Origin of the sequence: Shewanella carassii, from assembly GCF_019670705.1 — a bacterium.
In the GTDB taxonomy this organism is placed as follows: domain Bacteria; phylum Pseudomonadota; class Gammaproteobacteria; order Enterobacterales; family Shewanellaceae; genus Shewanella; species Shewanella carassii.
The window spans coordinates 21,213-47,460 of the sequence record NZ_AP024618.1; the positions used below are offsets into that span (position 1 = coordinate 21,213).

The 26,248-nt window shown below is 51.1% G+C and carries 21 protein-coding genes, 1 tRNA gene and 3 rRNA genes; 16 read left to right on the plus strand and 9 right to left on the minus strand.

Annotation, left to right across the window (positions count from 1 at the left end; genetic code table 11):
* The first annotated feature begins 24 nt into the window (after positions 1–24).
* Together K5621_RS00080 and hemG (K5621_RS00085) are read left to right on the plus strand one after the other, a co-directional pair.
* Positions 25–1,482 (plus strand): TrkH family potassium uptake protein, encoded by a 1,458-nt coding sequence (locus tag K5621_RS00080; protein ID WP_100143549.1) that lies wholly within the window; start codon positions 25–27, stop codon positions 1,480–1,482.
* Entirely contained in the window at positions 1,482–2,009 is a 528-nt protein-coding gene (hemG, locus tag K5621_RS00085; RefSeq protein ID WP_221050131.1) for a menaquinone-dependent protoporphyrinogen IX dehydrogenase, read from the plus strand. Before K5621_RS00080 ends, hemG (K5621_RS00085) begins: the two co-directional genes overlap by 1 nt.
* Positions 2,010–2,290: 281 nt before the next feature.
* Here the strand turns inward: hemG (K5621_RS00085) and K5621_RS00090 are convergent, their stop codons facing one another.
* Entirely contained in the window at positions 2,291–2,596 is a 306-nt protein-coding gene (locus tag K5621_RS00090) for an ArsR/SmtB family transcription factor (protein WP_039035694.1), read from the minus strand.
* 229 nt (positions 2,597–2,825) lie between these two features.
* On the opposite strand from K5621_RS00090, the gene hemG (K5621_RS00095) reads away from it, so the two are divergent.
* Positions 2,826–3,368 (plus strand): menaquinone-dependent protoporphyrinogen IX dehydrogenase, encoded by a 543-nt coding sequence (gene hemG, locus K5621_RS00095; protein ID WP_221050132.1) that lies wholly within the window; start codon positions 2,826–2,828, stop codon positions 3,366–3,368.
* Positions 3,369–3,414: 46 nt separating this feature from the next.
* Here hemG (K5621_RS00095) and K5621_RS00100 read toward each other — a convergent pair whose 3' ends face one another.
* Genes K5621_RS00100 through def form a run of 5 tightly spaced genes read right to left on the minus strand, consistent with a single transcriptional unit; the run spans position 3,415 to position 9,072 of the window.
* Positions 3,415–4,857 carry a TrkH family potassium uptake protein gene (locus K5621_RS00100; RefSeq protein ID WP_100143535.1) on the minus strand — a complete coding sequence of 481 codons (1,443 nt, stop codon included), beginning with the start codon at positions 4,855–4,857 and terminating at the stop codon, positions 3,415–3,417.
* A gap of 10 nt (positions 4,858–4,867) precedes the next feature.
* Entirely contained in the window at positions 4,868–6,277 is a 1,410-nt protein-coding gene (trkA, locus tag K5621_RS00105; RefSeq protein WP_100143536.1) for a Trk system potassium transporter TrkA, read from the minus strand.
* 15 nt (positions 6,278–6,292) lie between these two features.
* Entirely contained in the window at positions 6,293–7,585 is a 1,293-nt protein-coding gene (gene rsmB / locus K5621_RS00110; protein ID WP_221050133.1) for a 16S rRNA (cytosine(967)-C(5))-methyltransferase RsmB, read from the minus strand.
* Positions 7,582–8,535 (minus strand): methionyl-tRNA formyltransferase, encoded by a 954-nt coding sequence (fmt, locus tag K5621_RS00115; protein WP_221050134.1) that lies wholly within the window; start codon positions 8,533–8,535, stop codon positions 7,582–7,584. The genes rsmB and fmt overlap by 4 nt, the downstream gene beginning before the upstream one ends.
* Before the next feature lie 27 nt (positions 8,536–8,562).
* Entirely contained in the window at positions 8,563–9,072 is a 510-nt protein-coding gene (gene def, locus K5621_RS00120; protein ID WP_100143539.1) for a peptide deformylase, read from the minus strand.
* Positions 9,073–9,198: 126 nt separating this feature from the next.
* Here def and K5621_RS00125 point away from each other — a divergent pair, with 126 nt between their 5' ends.
* The 6 genes from K5621_RS00125 (at position 9,199) to hemF (ending at position 14,486) form a co-directional block, all read left to right on the plus strand.
* A complete protein-coding gene (locus K5621_RS00125; RefSeq protein WP_221050135.1) occupies positions 9,199–10,299 on the plus strand; it encodes a LysM peptidoglycan-binding domain-containing protein in 1,101 nt (366 codons plus the stop codon).
* On the plus strand, positions 10,296–11,399 hold the full coding sequence (gene dprA / locus K5621_RS00130) for a DNA-processing protein DprA (RefSeq protein WP_478010055.1): 1,104 nt from the start codon (positions 10,296–10,298) through the stop codon (positions 11,397–11,399). The genes K5621_RS00125 and dprA overlap by 4 nt, the downstream gene beginning before the upstream one ends.
* 2 nt (positions 11,400–11,401) lie before the next feature.
* On the plus strand, positions 11,402–11,878 hold the full coding sequence (locus K5621_RS00135) for a DUF494 family protein (protein ID WP_025889803.1): 477 nt from the start codon (positions 11,402–11,404) through the stop codon (positions 11,876–11,878).
* A gap of 458 nt (positions 11,879–12,336) precedes the next feature.
* The gene (locus K5621_RS00140; protein WP_025889805.1) at positions 12,337–12,900 is read left to right on the plus strand and encodes a DNA topoisomerase family protein; all 564 of its coding nucleotides are present in this window, start codon (positions 12,337–12,339) and stop codon (positions 12,898–12,900) included.
* A gap of 82 nt (positions 12,901–12,982) precedes the next feature.
* Positions 12,983–13,546, plus strand: coding sequence for an L-threonylcarbamoyladenylate synthase type 1 TsaC (tsaC, locus tag K5621_RS00145; RefSeq protein ID WP_039035705.1), 564 nt, complete (start codon positions 12,983–12,985; stop codon positions 13,544–13,546).
* 25 nt (positions 13,547–13,571) lie between these two features.
* On the plus strand, positions 13,572–14,486 hold the full coding sequence (gene hemF, locus K5621_RS00150; RefSeq protein ID WP_100143542.1) for an oxygen-dependent coproporphyrinogen oxidase: 915 nt from the start codon (positions 13,572–13,574) through the stop codon (positions 14,484–14,486).
* Positions 14,487–14,519: 33 nt separating this feature from the next.
* On the opposite strand, the gene K5621_RS00155 is transcribed toward hemF, so the two are convergent.
* Complete coding sequence (locus K5621_RS00155; RefSeq protein WP_039035707.1) at positions 14,520–14,951, minus strand: group II truncated hemoglobin; 432 nt, start codon at positions 14,949–14,951, stop codon at positions 14,520–14,522.
* A 125-nt stretch (positions 14,952–15,076) separates the two neighbouring features.
* Between K5621_RS00155 and aroE the strand changes: the two genes are divergently transcribed.
* The gene (aroE, locus tag K5621_RS00160) at positions 15,077–15,898 is read left to right on the plus strand and encodes a shikimate dehydrogenase (RefSeq protein WP_221050136.1); all 822 of its coding nucleotides are present in this window, start codon (positions 15,077–15,079) and stop codon (positions 15,896–15,898) included.
* Complete coding sequence (locus K5621_RS00165) at positions 15,895–16,167, plus strand: DUF1488 family protein (RefSeq protein ID WP_221050137.1); 273 nt, start codon at positions 15,895–15,897, stop codon at positions 16,165–16,167. The genes aroE and K5621_RS00165 overlap by 4 nt, the downstream gene beginning before the upstream one ends.
* A 5-nt stretch (positions 16,168–16,172) precedes the next feature.
* Here K5621_RS00165 and K5621_RS00170 read toward each other — a convergent pair whose 3' ends face one another.
* Positions 16,173–16,724 carry a gamma carbonic anhydrase family protein gene (locus tag K5621_RS00170; protein WP_071476711.1) on the minus strand — a complete coding sequence of 184 codons (552 nt, stop codon included), beginning with the start codon at positions 16,722–16,724 and terminating at the stop codon, positions 16,173–16,175.
* 453 nt (positions 16,725–17,177) lie between these two features.
* On the opposite strand from K5621_RS00170, the gene K5621_RS00175 reads away from it, so the two are divergent.
* From K5621_RS00175 to K5621_RS00195, 5 genes are all read left to right on the plus strand, one after another.
* A 16S ribosomal RNA gene (locus tag K5621_RS00175) occupies positions 17,178–18,722 on the plus strand.
* Positions 18,723–19,011: 289 nt separating this feature from the next.
* A 23S ribosomal RNA gene (locus K5621_RS00180) occupies positions 19,012–21,903 on the plus strand.
* A 90-nt stretch (positions 21,904–21,993) separates the two neighbouring features.
* Positions 21,994–22,069 (plus strand) — tRNA-Val (locus K5621_RS00185).
* Positions 22,070–22,185: 116 nt separating this feature from the next.
* Positions 22,186–22,301: ribosomal RNA gene (gene rrf / locus K5621_RS00190) — 5S ribosomal RNA — on the plus strand.
* Together the 16S, 23S and 5S rRNA genes with 1 tRNA gene alongside form the textbook arrangement of a ribosomal RNA operon.
* Before the next feature lie 679 nt (positions 22,302–22,980).
* Positions 22,981–25,314 carry a putative bifunctional diguanylate cyclase/phosphodiesterase gene (locus K5621_RS00195; RefSeq protein WP_245003120.1) on the plus strand — a complete coding sequence of 778 codons (2,334 nt, stop codon included), beginning with the start codon at positions 22,981–22,983 and terminating at the stop codon, positions 25,312–25,314.
* On the opposite strand, the gene K5621_RS00200 is transcribed toward K5621_RS00195, so the two are convergent.
* On the minus strand, positions 25,277–26,242 hold the full coding sequence (locus K5621_RS00200) for an alpha/beta fold hydrolase (protein WP_221050138.1): 966 nt from the start codon (positions 26,240–26,242) through the stop codon (positions 25,277–25,279). The two genes, K5621_RS00195 and K5621_RS00200, sit on opposite strands and share 38 nt — an antisense overlap.
* Between the last annotated feature and the right edge of the window lie 6 nt (positions 26,243–26,248).

Consider the following 26,248-nt stretch of genomic DNA (forward strand, 5'->3'; position numbering starts at 1 on the left):
GCCAATGGACTGATTGAAAGCGGCATGCATTACCGAACGATTACCCGTATTACTGGGTTACTGATAGGGCTCTTCTCCATCACTATGTTGCCTCCGGCATTGGTGGCCTTCATCTATGAAGATGGCGGTGGTACGGCGTTTATTAAAGCCTTCTTTATCAGTTTATTTATCGGTTTCTGGCTCTGGTATCCTAATCGACATAATAAAGCCGAACTCAAGACCCGAGAGGGTTTTTTGATTGTTGTGCTGTTCTGGACCGTACTTGGTGCCATAGGTACCTTGCCCTTTTTGCTATCGAAACAACCCGACTTGTCGCTGGCCGACAGTATCTTCGAATCCTTTTCGGCACTGACAACCACGGGGGCCACAGTGATTGTCGGCCTGGATAATTTGCCAAAGGCGATACTCTTTTATCGTCACTTGCTGCAATGGCTCGGTGGCATGGGGATCATTGTGCTGGCGGTAGCTATTCTGCCGGTGTTGGGGATTGGGGGGATGCAGCTTTACCGAGCCGAGATCCCCGGGCCCGTCAAAGACTCCAAGATGACCCCCAGGATAGCCGAAACCGCCAAGACGCTGTGGTATATCTATCTAATGCTGACCCTGGCCTGTGCCGGGGCCTATTGGCTTGCCGGTATGAGCGCCTTTGATGCCATTTGTCATTCATTTTCTACTATCGCCATCGGTGGTTTCTCAACCCATGATGCCAGTATGGGCTACTTTCAAAGCCCAACCATCAATTTGATTTGTGTGGTATTTTTGTTGGTTGCTGCGGTGAACTTCAGCCTGCACTTTGCGGCGTTTTCCCGCCGGGGGATCAACTTCAAGGTTTACTTTCGTGATGCCGAATTCAAGGCTCTTATTGGTATTCAGTTGTTGCTGACCGCCATCTGTTTCGCCACTTTGTATCACTCAGGCATTTATGACACACCGGAGCAAACTCTGGATCATGCGCTGTTTCAGGCGGTATCCATTTCCACTACCGCCGGGTTTGGTACCGAGAGCTTCCACGTTTGGCCGCTGTTTCTGCCTATTCTGTTGATGTTTTCCAGCTTTATCGGTGGCAGTGGTGGTTCTACTGCGGGCGGGATCAAGGTTATCCGCGTGGTGCTACTATTGCTGCAGGGTTCGCGCGAGCTTAAGCGTTTAATTCATCCCCGGGCCATGTTCTCCATTCGTATCGGTTCCAAGGCGTTGCCGGATAGGGTGATAGACGCGGTTTGGGGCTTCTTCTCCGCTTATGCTCTGGTGTTTGTCATCTGTATGTTGATCCTGATGGCCATGGGAATGGATGCGATAACGGCCTTCAGTGCCACCGCAGCTTGCCTCAACAACTTGGGGCCCGGCCTTGGCGAAGTTGCCAGCAACTATGCCAGCATAGGCGATGGTGCCAAATATGTGCTTGTGGTTGCCATGTTGTTTGGGCGCTTGGAAATCTTTACCTTATTGGTGTTGTTTACCCCGACTTTCTGGAAGAACTGATGAGCAAAACCTTGATTATTTATTCGACCGTTGATGGCCAAACCAAGGCGATATGCCAGACCATGGCCGATGAATTGAGCAAAGCGGGTGAGACAGTCTCTATGGTATCGCTGGCTGATGCGGAAACCGAGAAACTACAGGCTTTCGATAAAATCTTGGTGGGCGCCAGCATACGTTATGGTAAGCACAGACCTGAGCTGTATCGTTTCGTCAATAACCACCATGCGCTGCTGAGTGCCAAGAAGAACGCCTTCTTTACCGTGAATGTTGTGGCCCGCAAGCCGGAAAAGAATACCCCGGAAACCAACCCTTATATGCAGAAGTTTTTGCAGTTGTCCCTGTGGCAGCCGCAGTTGCAAGGCGTGTTTGCCGGCAAGATAGCCTATCCTAACTACGGCTTATTTGACCGTAGTATGATTCGGCTGATTATGTGGATAACCAAGGGGCCAACAGATATCAGCGGTACTTATGAATTCACCGATTGGCAGCGGGTGAAGGCCTTTGCCGCCGAGTTTGCCGAGCTTTAATAAGGAGGGTGCGAATAAGTCCTCGTGGCCTTCTCTTTTGTAGAGAGTGGCTTGCACAGCAATTAGCGCTCAAGGCATCTGACTGAAGGCATGACGGGGCATGTCGAGGTTGGATAACGCAGAGAGCCGGTTGCTGTGAAAGCCCCGAAGGGCGTGGCTTACAGGCCAGCCTGCTGTGTTGTGCTTCTTGCAAAGGACTAGGGCCATTTGCTGCGAACCACGCCTTGCATCCAGGCCCGTAAGCCGACGCAGAGCACACATGTGACTTGTTCGCGCCTTCCCTAAGCGCAGTACTTGCGGTGCAGGATAGAGATGACCTCTGTGACCTGTTGATTCTTGAGCGAGTAGTAAACAACCTGCGAACTCTTGCGGGTCGCTACCAGATCTTCAGCGCGCAGTACCGCCAGATGTTGTGATAGCGCGGACTGGCTTAGGGGCACGGTTTCGTTCAGTTGCGTGACACTCAACTCCTGATCTAATAGTAAACAGAGGATCATCAGGCGGTAGGGGTTGGCGATGGCCTTAAGCCACTTGGCAGCATTTTCCGCATTGGAAAGCATGGCTGCGATATCGATATCTTTTTGCATCAGCTTGAAACCTCTTCGCCTTTTGATTAGTTTATTCTAATTGAATGGAGAGATGAGCACAATCATTAGTCTTTTATCAGGATTGCAATTCTATCCTGAAAAATACCGATCTAGGACAATTTGCAACAAGATTCATGAGGCTTGAAGTTGATTTTGTGATCCTTCAGGCTGTTCAATCAAGGCTATAGGCCACAGAATCCAAACTATAGATATACCATCAGGCAAATTTATGAAATCCATTTTAGTGCTTTATTTCTCTCGAGGCGGCCACACTGCCAAGATCAGTCGCTGTATTGCCGACCGGCTACAGCAGTTGGGTCATGACTGTGACAGCATGAGTTTGACTGAAGCCGAAAGTAATGGGATTGATTGGCAAAAGTATGATGCCGTAGTCCTTGGCGCCTGTGTGCTTTATGGCACCTACGACAAGAGTGTATTTGCCTTTTGTAGCCAATATCAAAAGGAGCTGACAGAGAAAGGGCTCAGCTTCTTTTCTGTCAATGTGGTGGCTCGCAAACCGGAGAAACGGATCCCTGAAAACAACAAGTATCTGCAGAAGTTCATTGCTCTGTCGGATTGGAAACCCAAGGATGTGAAGATTATCGCCGGTAAGGTGGATTACCCCTCTTGGGGCTGGCTGGACAGCTTTATGATCCGGCTGATCATGAAGATGACCGGAGGACCAACGGATCCCAAAACGGTTATCGACTACACGGACTGGGAAGATGTTAAGCGTTATGCCGAGTATCTGAGTGAGCTGGCATCCCGATAAAAACAATATTTTAAAAGCGCAGTCATGGTACTGCGCTTGTTTTTATTTAGTACTTCCAGAAACTGGGATGGAATAACACGGCAACGGTAAGGATCTCCAAGCGGCCCAATAACATGCCTATCGACAGCGCCCACTTAGCCAAGTCCGGCAAGCTGGAAAAGTTGCCTGCAGGACCTATGACAGGGCCAAGTCCTGGGCCGACATTGGTCACTGCCGTGACTGCACCTGACAGGCTGGTGACAGGGTCAAGACCACAAAGCACCAACACCAGTGTCAGCATCACGATAACCAGCATAAACAGCAACGCAAAGGTTACCAGGGAACGCACAATCTCCTCGTTGATAGGTCGGTTGTTGTAGCGCTCGCGGAAAATACCATTGGGATGAAATTGCTGCTTCAACTGTTCGCGCATAATGGCGCCGGCGATCTGGAAGCGGAATATCTTGATGCCGCCGGAGGTCGAACCTGAGCAGCTGCCGACAAACATCAGGAATAGAAAGGCGATATTTGCCAGCGCCCCCCAACTGCCATAGTCGGTCAGGCCATAGCCTGTGGTCGTGACTACGGAAACCACGTTGAAACTCGAGAGCCGCAGGGCATCGATAAAGGCGATTTCCCGCGAACTGTAGAGCCAATAGGCCAGGGAGAAAGACACCAGCAGCAGAAAGAGAATAAAGCCTTTCACCTGAGCATCATTCCACACCTTGATGCTGCGTTGCTGCAAGCTTTGGACAAACATCAGCAGCGGCAGGCCGCCGGCGGCCATAAATACCACCCCGACCCAGTGTGCTTCCTTAGGAAAGGCTGCCATGGAACTGTCTGAAGTCGAGTAGCCCCCGGTGGAGAGTGTGGTCATGGCATGGTTGAGCGCTTGAAACCAGTTCATCCCCGCCAGGTGATAAGCCAAACCGCAGCAAACGGTTAGTCCCAAGTACACCAGAAAAAGATATTTGGCCAGGCTCTGCGTGCGGGGAATGGTTTTTTCGGACCAATCTGAGGATTCAGTTCTAAATAGCCGCATCCCCCCTACGTTAAGAAATGGCAGGATCGCCACCGCCATCACGATAAAGCCTATGCCACCAAGCCACTGCAGTAGTGAGCGCCAGATGAGAATGCTGTGATCCATGCTGTCCAGTCCGGATAGCACTGTAGAACCTGTGGTGGTGATCCCCGACATGGTTTCAAAGAAGGCATCGGTATAGCCAATGCCGTGATACAGGGTAAAAGGCATGGCGGCAAATAGGCTGACAATAAACCAGGTCAGGCTGGTCAGCAGAAACATGTCACGGATATTCAGATTGAGCTTTTGTCCCTGGCCTCTGTGCATGCAGATACTGGAGACTGTGCCTGTGACCAATGCCGATGCCATAAAGGCCGCCACGGTTTCTTCGCCGTAAAACAGGGCGAAGAAGAGGGGAATAAACATAAAGGCCGTTAACATGGACAGAAACAGACCTAGGATGAATAGCAGCGGGCGAAAATTCAGCATGGCCAGAGCCTTAGAAGAAGAAAGCGCTCGGCTGGAAAAGTTTTTCTACTTCACCGATAAACTTCTTGTTCACCAGAAATAGAATGACATGGTCTCCCTGTTCGATAACTGTCTTATCGTGGGCCATCAAGACTTCATCGTCACGGACTATAGCGCCTATGGTGGTACCTGGCGGTAGCTTAATTTCGCCTATCTGTTTGCCGACGACTTTGCTGGTGCTGGAGTCACCGTGGGCAATGGCCTCAATCGCTTCGGCGGCGCCTCGGCGCAGTGAATATACGTTGCAGATATCCCCCTGGCGGATATGGGTTAGCAAGGCCGAGATGGTGGCTTGCTGCGGCGAAATGGCGATATCGATATTAGCTTCCTGAACGATATCGACATAGGCTTCACGCTGAATGAGCACCATCACTTTCTTGGCTCCCATGCGCTTGGCCAGCAGGGCAGACATTATGTTGGCCTCATCATCGTTGGTGACGGCGATAAACACATCGGTTTGATCTATGTGCTCTTCCATCAGGAGTTCTTGATCGGAAGCATCGCCACAGAATACCGTGGTATTTTCCAGCTTTTCCGACAGCGCCTCGGCTCTGTCCTGACGGTGTTCTATGAGTTTGATGGAGTGGTTACGTTGCAGTTTCTGAGCCAGCCCCAAACCTATGTTACCGCCCCCGGCGATCATGATATTGCGGTAGCTGTTGTCCAGCTTCTGCATCTCACTCATCACAGCTCTAACATGGCGACTGTCGGCAACAAAGAACACTTCATCATCGGCTTCTATGATGGTGGTTCCCCTGGGCATAATCGGCCGACCTTGACGGAAAATGGCCGCTACCCGGGTATCAATATTCGGCATGTGTTCGCGCAGCGCTGCCAGCGCGTTACCCACCAAGGGGCCGCCATAATAGGCGCGAACCGCCACCAAGCTTAGTCTGCCTTCGGCGAACTCCAAAACTTGTAAAGCCCCTGGATAATCTACCAGACGCTGTATGTAAGCGGTTACCAACTGCTCCGGGGCGATCAGCTCATCTATGATGAAACCACCTCGGGTGCGAAGTTCACTATTTTTGGTTTCACTGTCGATAAACAGCTTATCCTGCATCCCTAAGTATTGCTCTGAGCGAATACGGGCTATCTTGGTTGGTGTGCCAAACAGGGTATAGGCAATTTGACAGGCGGCCATGTTGCATTCATCGCTGTTGGTTACAGCGATCAGCATATCGGCATCTTCGGCGCCGGCTTCTTTCAAGACGCCGGGGTGGGCTCCATGACCGACAACCACCCGCAAGTCATATTTGTCTTGCAGTGCCCTAAGGCGGTTTCTGTCACTGTCGACTATGGTGATATCGTTATTTTCACCCACCAGGTTTTCCGCAAGGGTGCCACCGACCTGACCTGCGCCCAAGATGATTATTTTCATGGCCTCGTCTTATCCCTAAAGTTTCGACTTAACGATTCGCGCGTAGTAAAACCCGTCCATATTGTCCTGTCCGGGCAAGATTTGCCAGCCTATTGCATCTGGCTGGTCTGCCTGAGTGATAGCCTTCAGGCGGGCATCCGGCGTACGTTCCAGGAAGGCGGCAACTTGATCGCGGTTTTCCTGGGGCAGGATAGAGCAGGTGGCGTATAACAGTACACCGCCTGGCTTCAACCATTGCCAGCAGTGATCCAATATCTGTTGCTGCACCTTGGCCAACTCCTCAATATCCTGCGGCTTACGCAGCCACATGATATCCGGATGGCGCCGAATAACGCCGGTAGCCGAGCAGGGAGCATCCAGTAATATGCGATCAAACTGGCCGCCCTGCCACCATGACGCGATATCGGCGGCATCGCCGTGCACCAACTGGGCATTCAGTTGCAACCTTTGCAGGTTCTCGGCAACTCTCCGCAGCCGTTTGTTGTCGTTGTCGACCGCCACCAGCTCTATGTCCGGACACAGCTCCAGCAGATGGCAACTCTTGCCTCCCGGAGCGGCGCAGGCATCGAGAATGGTTTCGCCCGCTTGAGGAGCTAGCAGGGCGGCGGCCCATTGAGCCGCACCATCCTGCACAGATACTGAGCCTTCGCCAAAGCCGGGCAGAGAGGTGACATCGCAGGCTTGCTCGAGCAATATACTGTCTTCCCCTTGACCTGGAGTGGCGGCAATTTCGGCGTCAGCCAAGTGTTGCAGATATTGCTCACGACTTTGGGATAAACGGTTGTTGCGCAGCCACAGGGGCGGTCGCTGGTGACTCTGTTGCACCACTTGTTGCCAGTTTTCCGGATAGGCAGCTGTGAGCGCCTTGAGGATCCAGTTGGGCGTATTGTGTTCCAGCACAGGGTTATCTGTGGCCAGTGGACTATTGTCTCGCTGGATATTACGTAAAACGCCGTTGACTACCTTGACCAGGTTTTCAAACTTCAATTGACGACAGGCTTCGGCAGTTTCCGAAATGGCTGCATGGGCCGGTATCCGGGTGAAATACAGCTGGTAACAACCCACAAGAAGCAGCTGGTGGACGATACGCTGTTTCCCTTTGAACTGTTTATTGAGGCAGTCGCTGACTCTCTTGTCCAGTTGTGGCAGGGTGCGCATTACGCCATAGCAAAGTTCGGCCAAAAGCGCCTTGTCTTTGCCGCTGTGAAGCTGCTGTTGTTGTTCGGGCAGGGCAACCGAGAGGGACATGCCCCGTTCCAGTACCTGAAAGATGGCCTTGGCGGCAAGGGCTCTGAGATTCTGTCTCATGATGCTTGAGCCAAATTCTTACCGGGCTGGAACCATTCGCCCCTAGCGTTGAGAATATCGGCGATATCCAGCGGTTTTTTCCCAGGCAGTTGCGCCTTTTTCAACACCAATAAGCCATCGGCAGTGGCAATGGCTAATCCTCGTTTGTCGGCGCGCACCACTGTGCCCGGCGCAAACTGCTCGTCTGACTCTTCCACTTCGGCCTGCCAGACCTTGATATTTTGTCCCTGGCATTCAAAATAGCTCACCGGCCATGGGTTAAAGGCGCGGATCTCCTGCCACAGATTGCGGGCAGTTTTATGCCAGTCGATGCGGGCTTCCTCTTTACTGAGTTTTTCGGCGTAGTTGGCCAGTGATTCGTCCTGTGGCTCGGCGGTGAGTTTGTCTTCGGCCAGACCTTGAAGAGCTTGGATCAGTGCCACCGGTCCCTGCTGAGCCAGCTTTTCATACAGGGTTGCTGAAGTGTCGTCATCGGCTATCGGTAGCGAAGTCTTGAGCAACATGTCGCCGGTATCCAAACCGACATCCATCTGCATTATGGTGACCCCAGTTTCTTTGTCCCCGGCCCATAATGCCCTTTGGATAGGCGCCGCACCGCGCCAGCGCGGCAGAATAGAGCCGTGAACATTGATGCATCCCAGGCGAGGAGCCTGCAACACTGCCAATGGCAGGATCAGGCCGTAGGCGACCACCACCATGATATCGGCTCCAAGAGCGGCCAGCTCCTGTTGGGCTTCTTCGTGGCGCAGTGATTTGGGCTGATAGACCGGAATATCGTGTTCCAGCGCCAGTGCCTTGACTGGGCTGGGGGTGAGTTTGTGGCCTCGTCCGGCGGGTTTGTCCACTCGGGTATAGACGGCGATGACTTGATGCTCTGAGTTCAGCAGCGCCTGCAGGTGGCGCGCTGCAAAGTCCGGCGTACCGGCAAAAATGATCTTCAATGGTTTCAAAATAGATCCTAATTATTGGGGATTAATTCAGGCTCTGGCTTCCTGACGCGCGGTCTTTTCCAGCTTTTGTCTGATCCGCTGACGTTTCAGTGGTGACAGATAATCAACAAAAAGCTTGCCCTTTAGGTGATCCATCTCGTGCTGAATGCAGATAGCAAATAAGCCGTCTGCTTCAAGGGTAAATTCATTGCCATCACGGTCGAGCGCGGTCACGGTAATAAATTCGGCTCTGTCCACCTTGGCATAAATGCCGGGTACAGACAGACAGCCCTCTTCATTACAGAAGTCGCCGCTGGCACTGATGATTTGGGGATTGATAAAGACTTTTGGACGTTCGACGTCGTCCTGCAAGTCCATCACAATCAATTGTTTATGAAAATCGACTTGAGTCGCGGCCAGACCAATACCCTTTTCTTCGTACATGGTCTCGAACATATTATCGATTTGCGTCTGCAGCGCAGAATCAAATTCTGTCACGGGCTGGGCAATCGTGCGTAATCTCTCGTCGGGGAATCGTAATACTTTTAACATGGTCATAGATAAACTCTTAACAAGTCTGTCAAATCCGTGCCAGTTGGTTATACTGACTTGTGCTATTGCGTTAATTTTAATCCTTAGCGGCTATCAATAACAGCAAAAGCTCTTACTAATGAGCCAGACAACATGGAAGCCCCCATGAAACGGTTAATTTTACTCGCGTTACTGACATTTAATTGCGCCTTCGTTGCAGCAGATACCCTGACATTAAAACCCGGCCATCCTGATACTTATGTGGTCAAGAAAGGCGATACCCTTTGGGATATATCGGCTTTGTTTCTCAAAGACCCTTGGCGTTGGCCCAAACTATGGGGCGCCAATCCCCAAATCGCCAATCCGCACCTTATTTATCCCGGCGATCGATTGACGCTGGTGTTTATCGATGGTGAACCCAGGTTGGTCAATAAACCTCATGTTCGCAAGAGCCCGGCCGGAAGGATTCAGCCTAAAGATGGCGCCATTCCAACGGTGGATTTGGCCTTGATCCAACCCTACCTGGTGCAAAACCGGGTGGTCGATCCCGAGTGGTTTAAGGAGCAACCTATGGTGCTGGGGGGAGAAAGAGACTCCCGTCACCATGTGATGGACGACATCATCTACATTCAGGCTAATCTGCCACAAGGCGATAAGGTCGGGATGTATCAGCCCGGGCGCGAATTTACCAACAAGGAAACAGGCGAGTTGCTGGGTCAGGAAGTGATCCTCAGCGCCAGTGGCCGAGTGGTGGAGTCGGGTGAAATTTCCAAGGTGAAGCTGCTCAATAATTTCCGCGAAACCAAAGCCGGTTTCAGAGTGTTGGCGATAGAGGATGACTCCTTATTGTCAGCCTACTTTATTCCCAAGGCCAGTGATTTAGAGGGCGCCAAGGTGTTGGCATCTGAACGTAAAATTCGCGCCATGGGGAAACTGGATGTGTTTTATCTGGATCGGGGCAGCCGTGAGGGCGTAGAGCCCGGCGATGTGTTCTCTATCTACAAGGACGGTGCCGAAGTGGTGATCAACGGCGAGGGTATCCCGGTGCCACCGACCGAACGCTCCGCTTACGACAACCTGATGGCCAAGATGGGCTCAGACAATGCCGTTAAGCTGCCGGATCTCTATCGCGGCCAAGTCATGGTGTTCAAGGTGTTCGACAAGACAGCGCTTGGGCTTATCATGGTGAACGAAAGCCCTGTCCGGGTTGATGACCTTTTGGTCAGGCCTGACACATTACTGAAAGGTGAATGACGCATAATAGTCTGGTTGATTGGCTGGTTGTCGCTGCGGTATCTGGACTGGGACCCCTCCGGATAAGGCAATTGCTCTTGCACATGGATGTGGCTGAGTTGAGACAGAGGCTGGAATATGAACCCCAGTCTTTGCCAATAAACCCGACACAGCTCCAACGCTTGGAGTTGGCTCCTGAAAAAGTTGACCAAGCCTTGCAATGGCAGCAGGGTGCAGAGGGCAGATATCTAATCTGCCCCGACGATCCCTTTTACCCGCCATTGTTGAAACATATCCCCGATTTTCCTCCGATTTTGTTCGTCAAAGGACAGGTTGAAACCCTGTTGCAACCCGCGCTGGCCATGGTTGGCAGCCGCGATGCCAGCCGCGCCGGTTTGTCGCTCGCCTGGCAGTGGGGCGCCGAGCTGGATGCCTTGAACATCAGCGTATGCAGTGGTATGGCTGCCGGCATAGATGGCGCAGCTCACCGTGGAGCCTTGTCGGCAACCGGCAAAACCATTGCGGTACTGGGTACCGGAATTGACGAGATTTACCCTCGAAGGCATAGGGCTCTTTATGATGATCTTCAAGTGCATGGCGCAGTTATCAGTGAACTTTGGCCCTCCGTCGGTGTATTTCCCGGGAATTTTCCCAAACGAAACCGTATAATCAGCGGCCTTGCAATGGGAACCTTGGTGGTAGAAGCTCGTCGGCGTAGTGGTTCACTGATCAGTGCCCGCCTGGCAGCAGAACAAGGTCGAGAGGTTTTTGCGGTTCCAGGTTCCGTTATGGGCGATGAACACCAGGGATGCCACGATTTAATTCGCAATGGGGCAAAACTTGTGGAGTCTGTGGCCGATATAGTGGAAGAGTTGGCGCCTTTATGTAGCTGCCACCTTGAAGACTTGCGCAAGAGTCACCATATAAAACCAAGTGAGAACTCTGAGTTGCCATTTAAAACGCTGTTAGCTAGTGTAGATTATGAGACCACACCTTTGGATGTGGTGGTTGAGCATAGTGGAATAACGTTGGATCTGGTGTTGGAACAATTGCTTGAACTTGAGTTGCAAGGTTGGGTTGCCGCAGTACCCGGTGGTTACGTTAGACTTAAGAGGAAATAGCCATGTTTGATATCCTCATGTATCTGTTTGAAAACTATGTTCATAGTGAAGTTGAAATGTTGGTCGACGAAGATGAGTTGACCAAAGAACTCACCCGTGCCGGTTTCCATCAGTCCGAAATCATCAAGGCGCTTTCCTGGCTTGAGCGGTTGGCTGAACTGCAGGAGAGTGATACTCCCTACCTTAGAGGGCATACTCAACATTCCTTCCGCATCTACACTAAAGATGAAATGGAGAAACTGGACGTCGAGTGCCGTGGTTTCCTGTTGTTCTTGGAGCAGATTCGGGTATTGAATGTGCAAACCCGGGAAATGGTTATCGATAGGGTGATGGAATTGGACGAGCCAGCTATGGTGTTGGAAGACCTCAAGTGGGTGATTCTGATGGTATTGTTCAATGCGCCCGGTAATGAGTCTGCCTATGAGCAGATGGAAGATCTTATCTTCGAGCAACCAGAAGAAGGTCGATTACACTCCTGAATGGCAGTTTTCATTCGACAATCTCAGCACGGATAGTATGGCGAATGTGCAGTGGTTTTATATCGCTCTGGCGCCAAACGAGATGTGCTGAGATTCTTGACCAAAAAGAGCAGCTGCAAGATGTATGTGCCGTTATTGCCTGTCTTGGCTGGTATCAATTCAATTCGCTTTCAGGATATTCTCAGAAAGTATTGGGCAATCTTTTTTGGCTGCAGTGAGCTTCATTTCCCATTGTCTGGATACTTCAATTTTTATCATTCCGCAAAAGAGAGATAAGTCTTTCTGAAAAAGACCTCGGCAGTTTCCAACCAATGTCACTCTTTCCTGAAGTGAAGGCTATTTCACTATCTGTTCTTGTTGGCTGAGTCTTTCAGTGAGTGTGGTCATCAACTCGACTCCCTTTATCCGTGTGGCGCTGGTAAAATGTTCGCTTAACTCTTTTAACAGCGAGATGTGTCATGGCCAAGATAGACCAGCAGTTGTTCAATGCTCGGGCGCACGCGCTCGAAAAAGAATATGAACTTTGTCCCAAGTGCGGCAGTGAGCTCTCCGTGCGCCACAGTAAGCATGGTGGCTTCATTGGCTGTAATAATTATCCAGCGTGCGATTACACCCGGCCTTTGGTGCAGCACGAATCCATCGACTCTCAGCCTATTCCCGGCTCCGAGTGTCCCCAGTGTGGCCACGAGTTAGCGGTCAAGTCGGGGCGCTTTGGTATTTTTATTGGTTGTACCCAGTATCCACAATGCACCCATATCGAGCGACATGACCAGCAGGAAGAGGCTGAAAAAGTGCCTTGTCCTCAGTGTAATAGCGGTGTGCTTGAGCATAGAACCAGCAAGTTCGGCAAGAGCTTTTATGCTTGCAGCAACTACCCCAAGTGCAAGTTTCTGGTGAATTTTCCTCCTCGGGCAGAGGCTTGTCCTGAATGCGGTTTCGGTATTCTGGTAGAACGTAAGGGCGCTGCAGGCGACAGACTGGAATGTCCCCGTAAGGAATGTAAGTACAAGCGAACTCTGTGATCCGGCTCAATATGTGACTATAATCACCTCCGCTGTCGCCGAGGGCGCTCAGCCGTCTTTGTCTCTATAAAAGGTACTCTCAATGCTGCACTTGCTCGCCGCCAGGAGTAAGCAACTGCTTCTGGATGGAGGGGTCATAGCGTATCCCACCGAAGCTGTTTATGGTTTGGGATGCGATCCCGATAATGAAGCCGCCGTTTCCCGAATTCTCGACATCAAACAGCGTCCCTGGCACAAGGGGCTTATCATGGTTGCAAGTGACTATCGGCAGTTGCAACCCTATCTGGACGAGTCTCAACTGAGTGATGAACAACTGCAGCAGGCGTTTGCCAAATGGCCCGGACCTTTTACCTTTGTCATGCCGGTGCGTCAGGGAATGAGCCAACTGCTTTGTGGCCATTTTGACTCTATTGCCGTCAGGGTCTCGGCCCATCCGGTTGTCCGGGAGTTGTGTGATACCTTGGGCAAGCCGCTGGTATCCACCAGTGCCAACTTGGCGGGTGAGTCGCCGGCTCTGACAGTGAATGATATTGAAACAACGTTTGCCGGGCAGATAGATGCCCTTATCGAAGGAGAGTTGGGGCAGCAGCGCCAGCCTTCCACCATCATAGATATTCGCAGCGGCCAGATCCTGCGTAATGGCTAACTATTCCAAGCAAGAAGGAGCGAGCATGACAGCACCTGATTCCCACCAGGTAAAAGCATTCTTGATGCAACTGCAACAACAGATTTGTGAAGGACTGGAACGACTGGACGGCAAAGCTGAGTTTGCTACCGATTCTTGGATACGGGCCGAGGGCGGTGGCGGGATCAGTAAGGTACTTAACGGCGGTGGCGTGTTTGAACAGGCCGGGGTGAACTTCTCCCATGTAGAAGGCGCGGCCATGCCAGCCTCGGCTACGGCACACAGGCCTGAGTTGGCCGGACGAAGCTTTGAAGCCATGGGGGTTTCACTGGTTATCCATCCGCGTAATCCCTATCTTCCTACTACCCATGCCAATGTGCGCTTCTTTATTGCCCGCAAAGAAGGTGCCGATCCCGTCTGGTGGTTTGGTGGTGGCTTCGACCTGACCCCCTATTACCCCTTCCTTGAGGACGTGCGCGAATGGCATCAGCAAGCCAAAGCGATTTGCGAGCCTTTCGGCGAAGCGGTATACCCCAAGTACAAAAAATGGTGCGATGAGTATTTCTTCCTGCCGCACAGAAACGAAACCCGCGGTGTCGGTGGCCTCTTCTTCGATGACCTCAATGAAGGTGGCTTTGAGCAGTGCTTTGCTTTCATGCAAGCTGTCGGAAACGGTTTCTTACCTGCCTATGCCCCCATTGTTGAGCGGCGTAAGGATACCGAATATGGCGAGCGTGAACGTGAGTTCCAACTGTATCGCCGTGGTCGCTATGTAGAGTTCAATCTGGTCTATGACAGAGGAACTCTATTTGGGCTGCAAACCGGCGGCCGAACCGAGTCAATACTCATGTCGATGCCGCCCTTGGTTCGCTGGCAATACGCCTATGAACCCGAAGCCGGCTCTGCCGAAGCCAGGCTCTACAGTGATTTTTTACATCCCAGGGATTGGCTCACCGAATAGTTAGTGAGGGTAACCAATAAGCCTTAATCTGGCTTATTGGTTACGCATATGGTCTGCTAACTGAGCGATAGCATTGAAAATCACCTTCCTGTGTTCGGGATCCTTCAAGTTGGCCTCCAGTGAGGCCCTCATACATAACAGCCACTGATCACGCATTCTTTCATCAACGGCAAACGGCATATGTCTGGCTCTAAGCGCCGGGTGGCCATATTTGGCTTGATACAGCTGAGGCCCTCCCAACCAACCACTGAGAAATTCATATAACTTCTGCTCAGATTGTGCCAGCGGAGCCTGATGTATGGACAACAGTTCCTGAGTATCCGGCCGCGTCTGCATCTGCTGATAAAAGCTCTTGGCTATGGCGCGTATCGTTTCGTCGCCGCCGATCAGATCATAGGCGTTGGACTGAGTGGGGTCCCGCTCAGCCTCGGGTTTACGATTGAGAATTTTCTTTAGCCAGTTCATTTGCGTGTTGAATCTTGTTGTCGATTTTGGCGCCAGTATACACTGAAAGCCCCATAGGTCGGCAGCCTTGCCTGGCCTTGGGCCGCTGAGTAGACTGATACATCTTCCATTGCTCTGGAGCACAGATGACCGACCGCTATGCCGTCTTTGGCAATCCCATTCAACACAGTAAATCACCCGCTATCCATGCAGCTTTTGCCGCTCAGACAGGGCAAAACCTAAGCTATCAAGCGATTCTGGCGCCAATCGATGACTTCAGTGGCAGTGTCACGGCTTTTTTTGCTGCCGGGGGGATGGGCGCCAATGTCACTGTGCCTTTCAAGGAACAAGCCTTTCAACTTTGTGATGAGTTGAGCCAGGAAGCCGAAACCGCCGCCGCGGTGAATACCTTGATTAAACTGGATGATGGCAGAATTCGGGGTGACAATACCGATGGCTACGGCTTGGTGGCCGATCTCAGTCGTTACCTGACGCTGAAGGATAAAAAGGTCTTGCTGCTCGGCGCTGGTGGGGCTGCCAGGGGGTGTCTGCTTTCTCTGTTGGCGGCCGGTGTCGGCCATATTGATATCTATAATAGAACATACAGTAAGGCCGAGTTGCTGGCGGCTATTGCGCCACAGCAAGTACAGGCGTTGAGGCGAAATGAACTCTATGAGGGTTATGATCTCATTATCAATTCCACCTCAGCCAGTTTACATGGTGAGTTGCCGGATATTCCCGTAACCGTGGTTGCCAATCATAGCTACTGCTACGACATGATGTATTCGGCACAAACAACCGCGTTCAATCGCTGGGCTGCCGAGCAAGGGGCGGCAAAAACACTGGATGGGTTAGGAATGTTGGTGGGACAGGCGGCTAGAAGTTTCTATTTATGGCGAGGTGTCATGCCCAAAGTTGAGCTTGTACTCGAGAGTCTGCGGCAAGAATTAAAAGGAGAGGCATCATGAATCAGGGGATCATCTTCAGCGACTTGTGTCAGTGGCAAGCCGAATCAAACAGGCTCAAGTTTATGGCCCAGCAGCAAGGGGTCAATATTCCTTGTTATGTTGGTTTACAACGTATGCAGCAAATAAGTGGCAAGGTTGTTCTCGAAGAGCAAGAGATCCTGAGCCTGTTTGAACAGTGGCGCTTCGACTTCGAAGATGAAGCCGAGGCGCTGATTGAGCAGGAATGCTTCAATGGAGCCGGTGAGATAGAGTTACCTGAGTCAGTATAACTTTCTTAGTCAGTACTACTTTGCTCGGCCAGATACTCATCTTTAAGGCGGACATAGTTGTCTGCCGATTGTGGCAGAAATTGGCGTTCGGCTTCGGTCAAGGGGCGAGCCTGCTTGGCCGGGCTGCCTATATAGAGAAAGCCACTCTTTAGTACCTTACCGGGAGGCACCAAGGAACCTGCACCTAAAATCACATCGTCTTCGATGATGACGCCATCCAAAATAATGGCTCCCATGCCAACTAATACTCGATTACCTACCTTGCAACCGTGAAGCATGGCTTTGTGCCCTATGGTGACATCATCGCCGATGAGCAGCGGGTGTCCTTCGGGGTTGGCCGGAGACTTACGGCTAACATGCAGGACTGTGCCATCCTGAACACTGCTGCGTTTGCCGATGCGAATATGATTGACGTCACCCCGGGCTGCCACCATAGGCCAAACGCTGGCGTCCTGATCCAAAAAGATGTCACCTACCAGAACTGCAGCTTCATCAACATAGACGCCTTCGGCCAACTTTGGCTTGGTACCTTGGTAAGATCTGAGAGAATTGGCCATAAAAAGTCCTTATATGATTGGTTTTCGCCATTATAAAGATTAAAAAGTGGCAGGTCAGGACAAATTCTCAGCAAGTAAGTCAAAAACAGCAGTTTTATTACAAAAAAGCCCTTGCACAAAAGTTCAGGCTCCCTATAATGCGCTCCCACTGACACGGCACAGCGGCAACGCGAAAGACGTGACAGGGTCGAAGAAAAGAGGCTCTTGAGTCCTTTCAACAACAGGCGAAAAAAGATGGTAAATACCTCTTGACGCCGCAGCAGGAAAGCGTAGAATACGCAGCCCTGACCCGATGGCCGCAGCGCCTAAGGGATTGCTCTTTAACAAGATAAACAAGCAAATCTGTGTGGACACTCACAGGCATTGAGAAATCGACAAAACGATTTAACTCGATGAAGAGTGTTCATACGAACAGAATTCATTGAGTCGAACCTTCGGGTTCAACCAAAACTTTAATTGAAGAGTTTGATCATGGCTCAGATTGAACGCTGGCGGCAGGCCTAACACATGCAAGTCGAGCGGTAACATTTCAAAAGCTTGCTTTTGAAGATGACGAGCGGCGGACGGGTGAGTAATGCCTGGGAATTTGCCCATTTGTGGGGGATAACAGTTGGAAACGACTGCTAATACCGCATACGCCCTACGGGGGAAAGCAGGGGACCTTCGGGCCTTGCGCTGATGGATAAGCCCAGGTGGGATTAGCTAGTAGGTGAGGTAAAGGCTCACCTAGGCGACGATCCCTAGCTGGTCTGAGAGGATGATCAGCCACACTGGGACTGAGACACGGCCCAGACTCCTACGGGAGGCAGCAGTGGGGAATATTGCACAATGGGGGAAACCCTGATGCAGCCATGCCGCGTGTGTGAAGAAGGCCTTCGGGTTGTAAAGCACTTTCAGCGAGGAGGAAAGGTTAGTAGTTAATACCTGCTAGCTGTGACGTTACTCGCAGAAGAAGCACCGGCTAACTCCGTGCCAGCAGCCGCGGTAATACGGAGGGTGCGAGCGTTAATCGGAATTACTGGGCGTAAAGCGTGCGCAGGCGGTTTGTTAAGCGAGATGTGAAAGCCCCGGGCTCAACCTGGGAACCGCATTTCGAACTGGCAAACTAGAGTCTTGTAGAGGGGGGTAGAATTCCAGGTGTAGCGGTGAAATGCGTAGAGATCTGGAGGAATACCGGTGGCGAAGGCGGCCCCCTGGACAAAGACTGACGCTCAGGCACGAAAGCGTGGGGAGCAAACAGGATTAGATACCCTGGTAGTCCACGCCGTAAACGATGTCTACTCGGAGTTTGGTGTCTTGAACACTGGGCTCTCAAGCTAACGCATTAAGTAGACCGCCTGGGGAGTACGGCCGCAAGGTTAAAACTCAAATGAATTGACGGGGGCCCGCACAAGCGGTGGAGCATGTGGTTTAATTCGATGCAACGCGAAGAACCTTACCTACTCTTGACATCCAGAGAACTTTCCAGAGATGGATTGGTGCCTTCGGGAACTCTGAGACAGGTGCTGCATGGCTGTCGTCAGCTCGTGTTGTGAAATGTTGGGTTAAGTCCCGCAACGAGCGCAACCCCTATCCTTACTTGCCAGCGGGTAATGCCGGGAACTTTAGGGAGACTGCCGGTGATAAACCGGAGGAAGGTGGGGACGACGTCAAGTCATCATGGCCCTTACGAGTAGGGCTACACACGTGCTACAATGGTCGGTACAGAGGGTTGCGAAGCCGCGAGGTGGAGCTAATCTCATAAAGCCGGTCGTAGTCCGGATTGGAGTCTGCAACTCGACTCCATGAAGTCGGAATCGCTAGTAATCGTGGATCAGAATGCCACGGTGAATACGTTCCCGGGCCTTGTACACACCGCCCGTCACACCATGGGAGTGGGCTGCACCAGAAGTAGATAGCTTAACCTTCGGGAGGGCGTTTACCACGGTGTGGTTCATGACTGGGGTGAAGTCGTAACAAGGTAGCCCTAGGGGAACCTGGGGCTGGATCACCTCCTTACCTAAGCGATAATTGGTGTTTGTTGAGTGTTCACACAGATTGCTTGTTCATAGAGCAGGCCGTTGACCCTGGTAGGTCAATGAGTTCTTTAACAATTTGGAAAGCTGATAGTAGACATCAAAACCACTCTTAGGAGTTGGAATTGATGCATACAAATTGAGTTCTCAAACACTTCAATCAAGTGTTTTGGAAATTCTTCAAGGCGAGTCCACTTCCTTAACCCGGAGGTGAGACAAGTAAACCTAAGCTGGTTGCAATACAAACCGATGAAAACTCATCCGGGTTGTATGGTTAAGCGACCAAGCGTATACGGTGGATGCCTTGGCAGTCAGAGGCGATGAAGGACGTAGTAACTTGCGAAAAGCGTTGGTGAGCTAGTAACAAGCATTTGAGCCAGCGATGTCCGAATGGGGAAACCCGGCACCATAAGGTGTCATCAATACGTGAATACATAGCGTATTGAGGCGAACGAGGGGAACTGAAACATCTAAGTACCCTTAGGAAAAGAAATCAACCGAGATTCCCCAAGTAGCGGCGAGCGAACGGGGATTAGCCCTTAAGTCTTTGGGGTGTTAGTGGAATGTGTTGGAAAGCACAGCGGCACAGGGTGATAGCCCCGTACATGTAAACTAACCAGAGATGAAAACGAGTAAGGCGGCACACGTGATATGTTGTCTGAATATGGGGGGACCATCCTCCAAGGCTAAATACTCCTGACTGACCGATAGTGAACCAGTACCGTGAGGGAAAGGCGAAAAGAACCCCTGTGAGGGGAGTGAAATAGAACCTGAAACCGTATACGTACAAGCAGTGGAAGCGGTACTTGAGACCGTGACTGCGTACCTTTTGTATAATGGGTCAGCGACTTACATTTAGTAGCGAGGTTAAGCGAATAGCGGAGCCGTAGGGAAACCGAGTGTTAACTGCGCGTTTAGTTGCTAGGTGTAGACCCGAAACCCGGTGATCTAGCCATGGGCAGGTTGAAGGTTGAGTAACATCAACTGGAGGACCGAACCGACTAATGTTGAAAAATTAGCGGATGACTTGTGGCTGGGGGTGAAAGGCCAATCAAACCGGGAGATATCTGGTTCTCCTCGAAAGCTATTTAGGTAGCGCCTCGGACGAACACCTTTGGGGGTAGAGCACTGTTAAGGCTAGGGGGTCATCCCGACTTACCAACCCTTTGCAAACTCCGAATACCAAAGAGTGCTATCCGGGAGACAGACGGCGGGTGCTAACGTCCGTCGTCAAAAGGGAAACAACCCAGACCGTCAGCTAAGGTCCCAAAGTAATTGCTAAGTGGGAAACGATGTGGGAAGGCTTAGACAGCTAGGATGTTGGCTTAGAAGCAGCCATCATTTAAAGAAAGCGTAATAGCTCACTAGTCGAGTCGGCCTGCGCGGAAGATGTAACGGGGCTAAGCAATTCACCGAAGCTACGGGTACTGATGCTTGCATCAGTGCGGTAGAGGAGCGTTCTGTAAGCCGTTGAAGGCGAAGGGGTAACCCACGCTGGAGGTATCAGAAGTGCGAATGCTGACATGAGTAACGATAAAGGGGGTGAAAAACCCCCTCGCCGAAAGACCAAGGGTTCCTGTCCAACGTTAATCGGGGCAGGGTGAGTCGACCCCTAAGGCGAGGCTGAAAGGCGTAGTCGATGGGAAACGGGTTAATATTCCCGTACTTCTGCTAACTGCGATGGAGAGACGGAGAAGGCTAGGCCAGCGCGGCGTTGGTTGTCCGCGTTTAAGGTAGTAGGTGGTGTGCTTAGGCAAATCCGGGCACACATACACTGAGAGCTGATGACGAGTCCCTACGGGGATGAAGTGGTTGATGCCATGCTTCCAGGAAAATCTTCTAAGCTTCAGGTTAGCAGGAATCGTACCCCAAACCGACACAGGTGGTCGGGTAGAGAATACCAAGGCGCTTGAGAGAACTCGGCTGAAGGAACTAGGCAAAATGGTACCGTAACTTCGGGAGAAGGTACGCTGCCGGCGGTGAAGACCTCGCGTCGTAAGCTGCTGGCAGTCGCAGATACCAGGTGGCTGCAACTGTTTATCAAAAACACAGCACTGTGCAAAATCGCAAGATGACGTATACGGTGTGACGCCTGCCCGGTGCCGGAAGGTTAATTGATTGGGTTATCTTCGGAGAAGCTCATGATCGAAGCCCCGGTAAACGGCGGCCGTAACTATAACGGTCCTAAGGTAGCGAAATTCCTTGTCGGGTAAGTTCCGACCTGCACGAATGGCGTAATGATGGCCACGCTGTCTCCAGCCGAGACTCAGTGAAGTTGAAATTGCGGTGAAGATGCCGTATACCCGCGGCTAGACGGAAAGACCCCGTGAACCTTTACTATAGCTTGGCACTGAACATTGACCCTACATGTGTAGGATAGGTGGGAGACTATGAAGATGAGACGCCAGTCTTGTTGGAGTCAACCTTGAAATACCACCCTTGTAGTGTTGATGTTCTAACCTGGGCCCCTAATCGGGGTTAGGGACAGTGCCTGGTGGGTAGTTTGACTGGGGCGGTCTCCTCCCAAAGAGTAACGGAGGAGCACGAAGGTTGGCTAAGTACGGTCGGACATCGTACGGTTAGTGTAATGGCATAAGCCAGCTTAACTGCGAGACAGACACGTCGAGCAGGTGCGAAAGCAGGTCATAGTGATCCGGTGGTTCTGAATGGAAGGGCCATCGCTCAACGGATAAAAGGTACTCCGGGGATAACAGGCTGATACCGCCCAAGAGTTCATATCGACGGCGGTGTTTGGCACCTCGATGTCGGCTCATCACATCCTGGGGCTGAAGTCGGTCCCAAGGGTATGGCTGTTCGCCATTTAAAGTGGTACGCGAGCTGGGTTCAGAACGTCGTGAGACAGTTCGGTCCCTATCTGCCGTGGGCGTTGGATGATTGAGGGGAGCTGCTCCTAGTACGAGAGGACCGGAGTGGACGAACCGCTGGTGTTCGGGTTGTCATGCCAATGGCATTGCCCGGTAGCTACGTTCGGAATCGATAACCGCTGAAAGCATCTAAGCGGGAAGCGAGCCCCAAGATGAGTCATCCCTAGGTCCTAGAGACCTCTGAAGAGCCGTTCGAGACCAGGACGTTGATAGGCAGGGTGTGTAAGCGTTGCGAGGCGTTGAGCTAACCTGTACTAATGACTCGAGAGGCTTAACCATACAACCCAGATGGGTTTTACGGACTTGAAGAAGTCGATACTTGATTGAAGTTTGAACTCAGGCTCTGAAAAGAGCACAGCCAAGAATACCGGTCGCTTAGCTCAGCCGGGAGAGCACCTCCCTTACAAGGAGGGGGTCACTGGTTCGATCCCAGTAGCGACCACCATATTTCAAAGCAACAGCTTTCTGAATTGAAGAACAAAGGTTAATGACGCAGGTGATTTTTTGGCTGATAAAGCTGGAGCAATACCGTCAGACGGACAATTAACCAGTAAGAATATGTCTGGTGACAATAGCATTGTGGTCCCACCTGATCCCATCCCGAACTCAGAAGTGAAACGCAATCGCGCCGATGGTAGTGTGGGGTCTCCCCATGTGAGAGTAGGTCATCGCCAGACGCCCAATAAACGATGGATCCCCAGCACTTTGTGTTGGGGATTTTTCGTTTTAATTGCATTTTGAAATGTCCACTCTCACATGGGGAAGATAAAGAGTCCGAACGTAGTGAGGTACAATCCCATGTGGAGTAGGGTGAGGTTGTCGCGTTTATCAAACTCAGTTTGATGCGACAGACGAACGCGGAGAGCTTGCTCGAAGCTGGCCATCGCCAGACGCCCAATTAAGTAGAGAAGCCACTGAATAAGGTGGCTTTTTTGCGTTTAGGGTCTGTGAGATTTTGCTTAGGCCCACCCCATTCATTCTGCTCGTGATATCTACTACCCTTATTCAGACGAAAGTCGCTTTGTGTTGTTTGCCCCTTAGTATTCCTGATTGTTTAAGCTTCCTACCTGCATTACCAGACAGCGTCTTTGATCTCGAAAACAATTTTAAAGTTAGACTCTTTGCCTGGAAGTTAATTTACCGTTAGCATTAAGCGTTATCTGTGCCTTCTTGTCATGAGCATTAAGGATTTCATTTGTGAAGATGCCAAGGCCTGCCATGGCCTATGTTGTGCCTTTTTGTGTATTTTTTATTTATCTCTGTCTTGTTGCCGGGGAGTATTTCTACGAGCGTCATTCCTTGGAGTCTGAGGCGGCATCGGTTCAAATTGAGCAACTCAAGAAAGAACTTTTCAGGATGCAGCATCTCGTTGAGAAGGCCATCGCTAACCATAATCCGGATAGCATGGCTGAAGAGATCTCTTTGGCAGCGATCGATTTCAATGTAATGGTGTATATTCTGCTCGATGACACCAGTCTTATTCGCCATGCCAATCATGTTGTCTGGCGCGATAGCCGGGCTTCACAAGTTATTGATGGCTATTCTCTAGAGTTACAGCAACAGGTGGTGCAATCCGGAAAAGAGCTTATCTTTACCAATCCTAATAGGCTATCAATACAGGCTTACTATCCAGTGAATGCCGAGGTGAGTGTTGGTCACGGCGATAATATAGAGCTTATCTATTTGGAATATGATTTGTCGCCAATAATGGCTCAGGTGACAGATGCTCTCAATGCGCGTTTTATGCGGGTTTGGGGCTTGGGAGCTTTGTTCGTTTTGGGCTTCATGTTGGTGTTGCACTTTATGTTGATACGCCCTTTGCGGAATCTGGTTTGGCAGGCCCGAAAAGGTGAGAGTTGCTCCTTTGAGGTCAATAGTCCTTGGGTTTTCAGTGAAATAAGGGTATTGCAGGATTACTTGCATCAGAATCAGCAGAAGTTGCAGCGCACCCTTAAGCAATTGAGGGACAATGAACAACGCTGGTTGTTTGCTGTGGAAGGGACTCGCAATGGGATCTGGGACTGGAACATCGCCAGCGGTGAAGTTTTTCTGTCGGATCGTTGGAAAGAGATGATAGGTTACGGTCCCCATGAGCTTGAAGGACTTTACTCTACTTGGGAAAGCCGATTGCATCCCGATGACAAAGAAACTGTGTTGTCGTCTTTGCAGGCTTACCTCAACGGTGAAACCGAGACATTTGAGAGTGTTCACCGTCTGCGCCATAAAGAAGGTCATTATATCTGGGTACTGGATAGAGGCATGTTGGTCGAATGGGATGAGCTGGGTCGCCCTTGCCGCATTATCGGTACCCATGCCGATGTGTCCGATGACGTGCGTAATCAACAAGCACTGGCCCATTTAGCTAACCACGATGCACTAACCAATTTAGCGAACCGTCGTGCTCTGATGGATGCTTTATATGAGCAACAAAAACACGGCTACAATAGTCTGCAGTGTGCGGCGCTTTTTCTGATCGATTTGGATAATTTCAAAACCATTAACGATACGCTCGGACACCATCTGGGGGACCGGCTGTTGATCCAACTGGCAGCCAGGTTTTCGGGTTATTTTAGCGCCAATACCTTGGTTGCCAGACTGGGGGGGGATGAGTTTGTTATTCTGGCGAAAGATCTGACTCAAGATCGAACCGCGGCGTCAAGGAGAGCCTTGGCATTGGCCAGTGAGATCCGGCAGTTGGTTGCCAGGCCCTTCCATATTGCTGATAAACAGCTGCACGTTTCTGCCAGTATTGGTGTTTGTCTGTTCGATGAACAGGATGATATTGATGCCGAGGAGTTATTGAAACGTGCCGATATGGCTATGTTCCAGGCCAAGGAAGGCGGTAGAGATAACTGCATGATCTACAACTCCGAGATGGAGGTTAAGGCGCATCAGAATCTGTTAATCCAGAATGAGCTACGCTACGCCATCGAACGGCAACAACTCTCTTTGGTTTACCAACCTATAGTCGATAGTCAGGGGCAATTGACAGGGGCAGAGGCGTTATTACGCTGGCAACATCCGCAACAGGGAAACATTTCGCCGGCGGATTTTATCCCCATTGCGGAAGGTAGCGGCCTTATCAGTGAGATTGGTCACTGGGTTATCCTCGAAGTTTGTCGCTTCATCCGTGAACTGCAGACCAAAGGTATAAAGGTGCCCAAAATTGCCATCAACCTCAGTGCCAGGCAGTTTAATCAGCCAGAGTTTGTTGAGCGTCTGATTGCCTTGCTGAAGGCTCAGGGGGTTGCAACAGATGCGCTGGAGTTGGAGTTGACCGAATACGCTCTGTTGACCAATCTGTGCATCATGAATACTCGAATTGGCTTATTGAAAAAGGCCGGGATATCCGTGGCGATAGATGACTTTGGCACAGGTTACAGCTCGTTGAGTTATTTGCAGAATCTGCCTCTATCCAGACTAAAGATAGATGCTTCTTTTGTGCAGAAGATAGGCTCTGGGCGCAGTGCCGATGCCATAGTCAGGGCCATAGTCGAAATGGCCCACAGCCTTGAGCTGAAAGTGGTTGCCGAAGGTGTTGAAACGGCTCAGCAAAGAGATTTTTTGAACCAGCTCGGCTGTGACAGCTTCCAAGGATATCTGTTCAGTCAGCCTCTGTCTGAGACTGAGTTCGCGACTCTGCTACATGCTCCTACTCGTGAGTTACTCTGTGCTGCGCCAGGAAGTTGAAAATAATACTCAGCACCTGCTCACGTATTGCATCGATTTCAATAAAGAGTTCATGCCTGGCTCCCATGATCTTTTCCAGTATTACCTCTGGGCCAAGGGCAGCGATTTGCGCCTGGTTATCGACGATAGTGTCCTGCTCAGCCTGAAGAATGAGGATCGGGACCTTGGACTCTCTTGCGGCGGTTATAGATTTCTCGCAAGCATCCAAAGCTTCTATCAACCATTGATTGGTGGGCGAGCCCAGTTGGATCTCAGGATGTTGCCGGCATAAATCCAGTAATGCCTGATATCGGCTTTCGCTGTGGGTCAATTGATTATCTTTAAACTCGAGCGGACGATAATCATGGCCGGATAACACATAGTTGGGCTCGGTATGCGGGCCATAACTATTGAGTTTTCCTGCCAGCCAACGTACGAAGTTGCGCGGCATTGGCAGGCGAATACCATACATGGGGGCAGAGAAGGCCGCGGCAGTAAATCTCTGGGGGTATTGCTGCAAATACAGAGTGCCTATGGCGCCTCCCATGGAGTGGCCCACCAGAAAATACTGTTCATATTGGTTTGCGACTACCACTTGCTCAACGAAACAGTGCAAGTGATCCACATAGTCCTGAAACTTATCTATGTGCCCTTGGTGAGGATTGGCGGTTAGCCTGCTGGATAGCCCTTGCCCCATATGATCCAAGGCGTAGACACTATAACCTTGCTGATAGAAGTCGTGGATCAACTCCCGATACTTGAGATAACTCTCGACCCGGCCATTGCTGATGACGACGGCCTGTTTCGCCTTTGGGTGGCAAATATAACCGTAGGCCAGCTCTTTACCGAATCCCACTGCCAGCTTGGCATGGGTGACACCTTGCCAGAAAGTCTCCAATTGAGACTGGGTTGAAGCGGGTTCTGTGTTGCGGGCCTGGGTCGTTACCATCCAATA

Bases quoted from the DNA above. Each gene is read 5' to 3' on its own strand.
- K5621_RS00080 (WP_100143549.1), top strand. From the start codon at position 25: ATGCATTACCGAACGATTACCCGTATTACTGGGTTACTGATAGGGCTC.
- hemG (WP_221050131.1), top strand. From the start codon at position 1,482: ATGAGCAAAACCTTGATTATTTATTCGACCGTTGATGGCCAAACCAAG.
- K5621_RS00090 (WP_039035694.1), bottom strand. From the start codon at position 2,596: ATGCAAAAAGATATCGATATCGCAGCCATGCTTTCCAATGCGGAAAAT.
- hemG (WP_221050132.1), top strand. From the start codon at position 2,826: ATGAAATCCATTTTAGTGCTTTATTTCTCTCGAGGCGGCCACACTGCC.
- K5621_RS00100 (WP_100143535.1), bottom strand. From the start codon at position 4,857: ATGCTGAATTTTCGCCCGCTGCTATTCATCCTAGGTCTGTTTCTGTCC.
- trkA (WP_100143536.1), bottom strand. From the start codon at position 6,277: ATGAAAATAATCATCTTGGGCGCAGGTCAGGTCGGTGGCACCCTTGCG.
- rsmB (WP_221050133.1), bottom strand. From the start codon at position 7,585: ATGAGACAGAATCTCAGAGCCCTTGCCGCCAAGGCCATCTTTCAGGTA.
- def (WP_100143539.1), bottom strand. From the start codon at position 9,072: ATGACCATGTTAAAAGTATTACGATTCCCCGACGAGAGATTACGCACG.
- K5621_RS00125 (WP_221050135.1), top strand. From the start codon at position 9,199: ATGGAAGCCCCCATGAAACGGTTAATTTTACTCGCGTTACTGACATTT.
- dprA (WP_478010055.1), top strand. From the start codon at position 10,296: ATGACGCATAATAGTCTGGTTGATTGGCTGGTTGTCGCTGCGGTATCT.
- K5621_RS00135 (WP_025889803.1), top strand. From the start codon at position 11,402: ATGTTTGATATCCTCATGTATCTGTTTGAAAACTATGTTCATAGTGAA.
- K5621_RS00140 (WP_025889805.1), top strand. From the start codon at position 12,337: ATGGCCAAGATAGACCAGCAGTTGTTCAATGCTCGGGCGCACGCGCTC.
- tsaC (WP_039035705.1), top strand. From the start codon at position 12,983: ATGCTGCACTTGCTCGCCGCCAGGAGTAAGCAACTGCTTCTGGATGGA.
- hemF (WP_100143542.1), top strand. From the start codon at position 13,572: ATGACAGCACCTGATTCCCACCAGGTAAAAGCATTCTTGATGCAACTG.
- K5621_RS00155 (WP_039035707.1), bottom strand. From the start codon at position 14,951: ATGAACTGGCTAAAGAAAATTCTCAATCGTAAACCCGAGGCTGAGCGG.
- aroE (WP_221050136.1), top strand. From the start codon at position 15,077: ATGACCGACCGCTATGCCGTCTTTGGCAATCCCATTCAACACAGTAAA.
- K5621_RS00165 (WP_221050137.1), top strand. From the start codon at position 15,895: ATGAATCAGGGGATCATCTTCAGCGACTTGTGTCAGTGGCAAGCCGAA.
- K5621_RS00170 (WP_071476711.1), bottom strand. From the start codon at position 16,724: ATGGCCAATTCTCTCAGATCTTACCAAGGTACCAAGCCAAAGTTGGCC.
- K5621_RS00195 (WP_245003120.1), top strand. From the start codon at position 22,981: ATGCAGCATCTCGTTGAGAAGGCCATCGCTAACCATAATCCGGATAGC.
- K5621_RS00200 (WP_221050138.1), bottom strand. From the start codon at position 26,242: ATGGTAACGACCCAGGCCCGCAACACAGAACCCGCTTCAACCCAGTCT.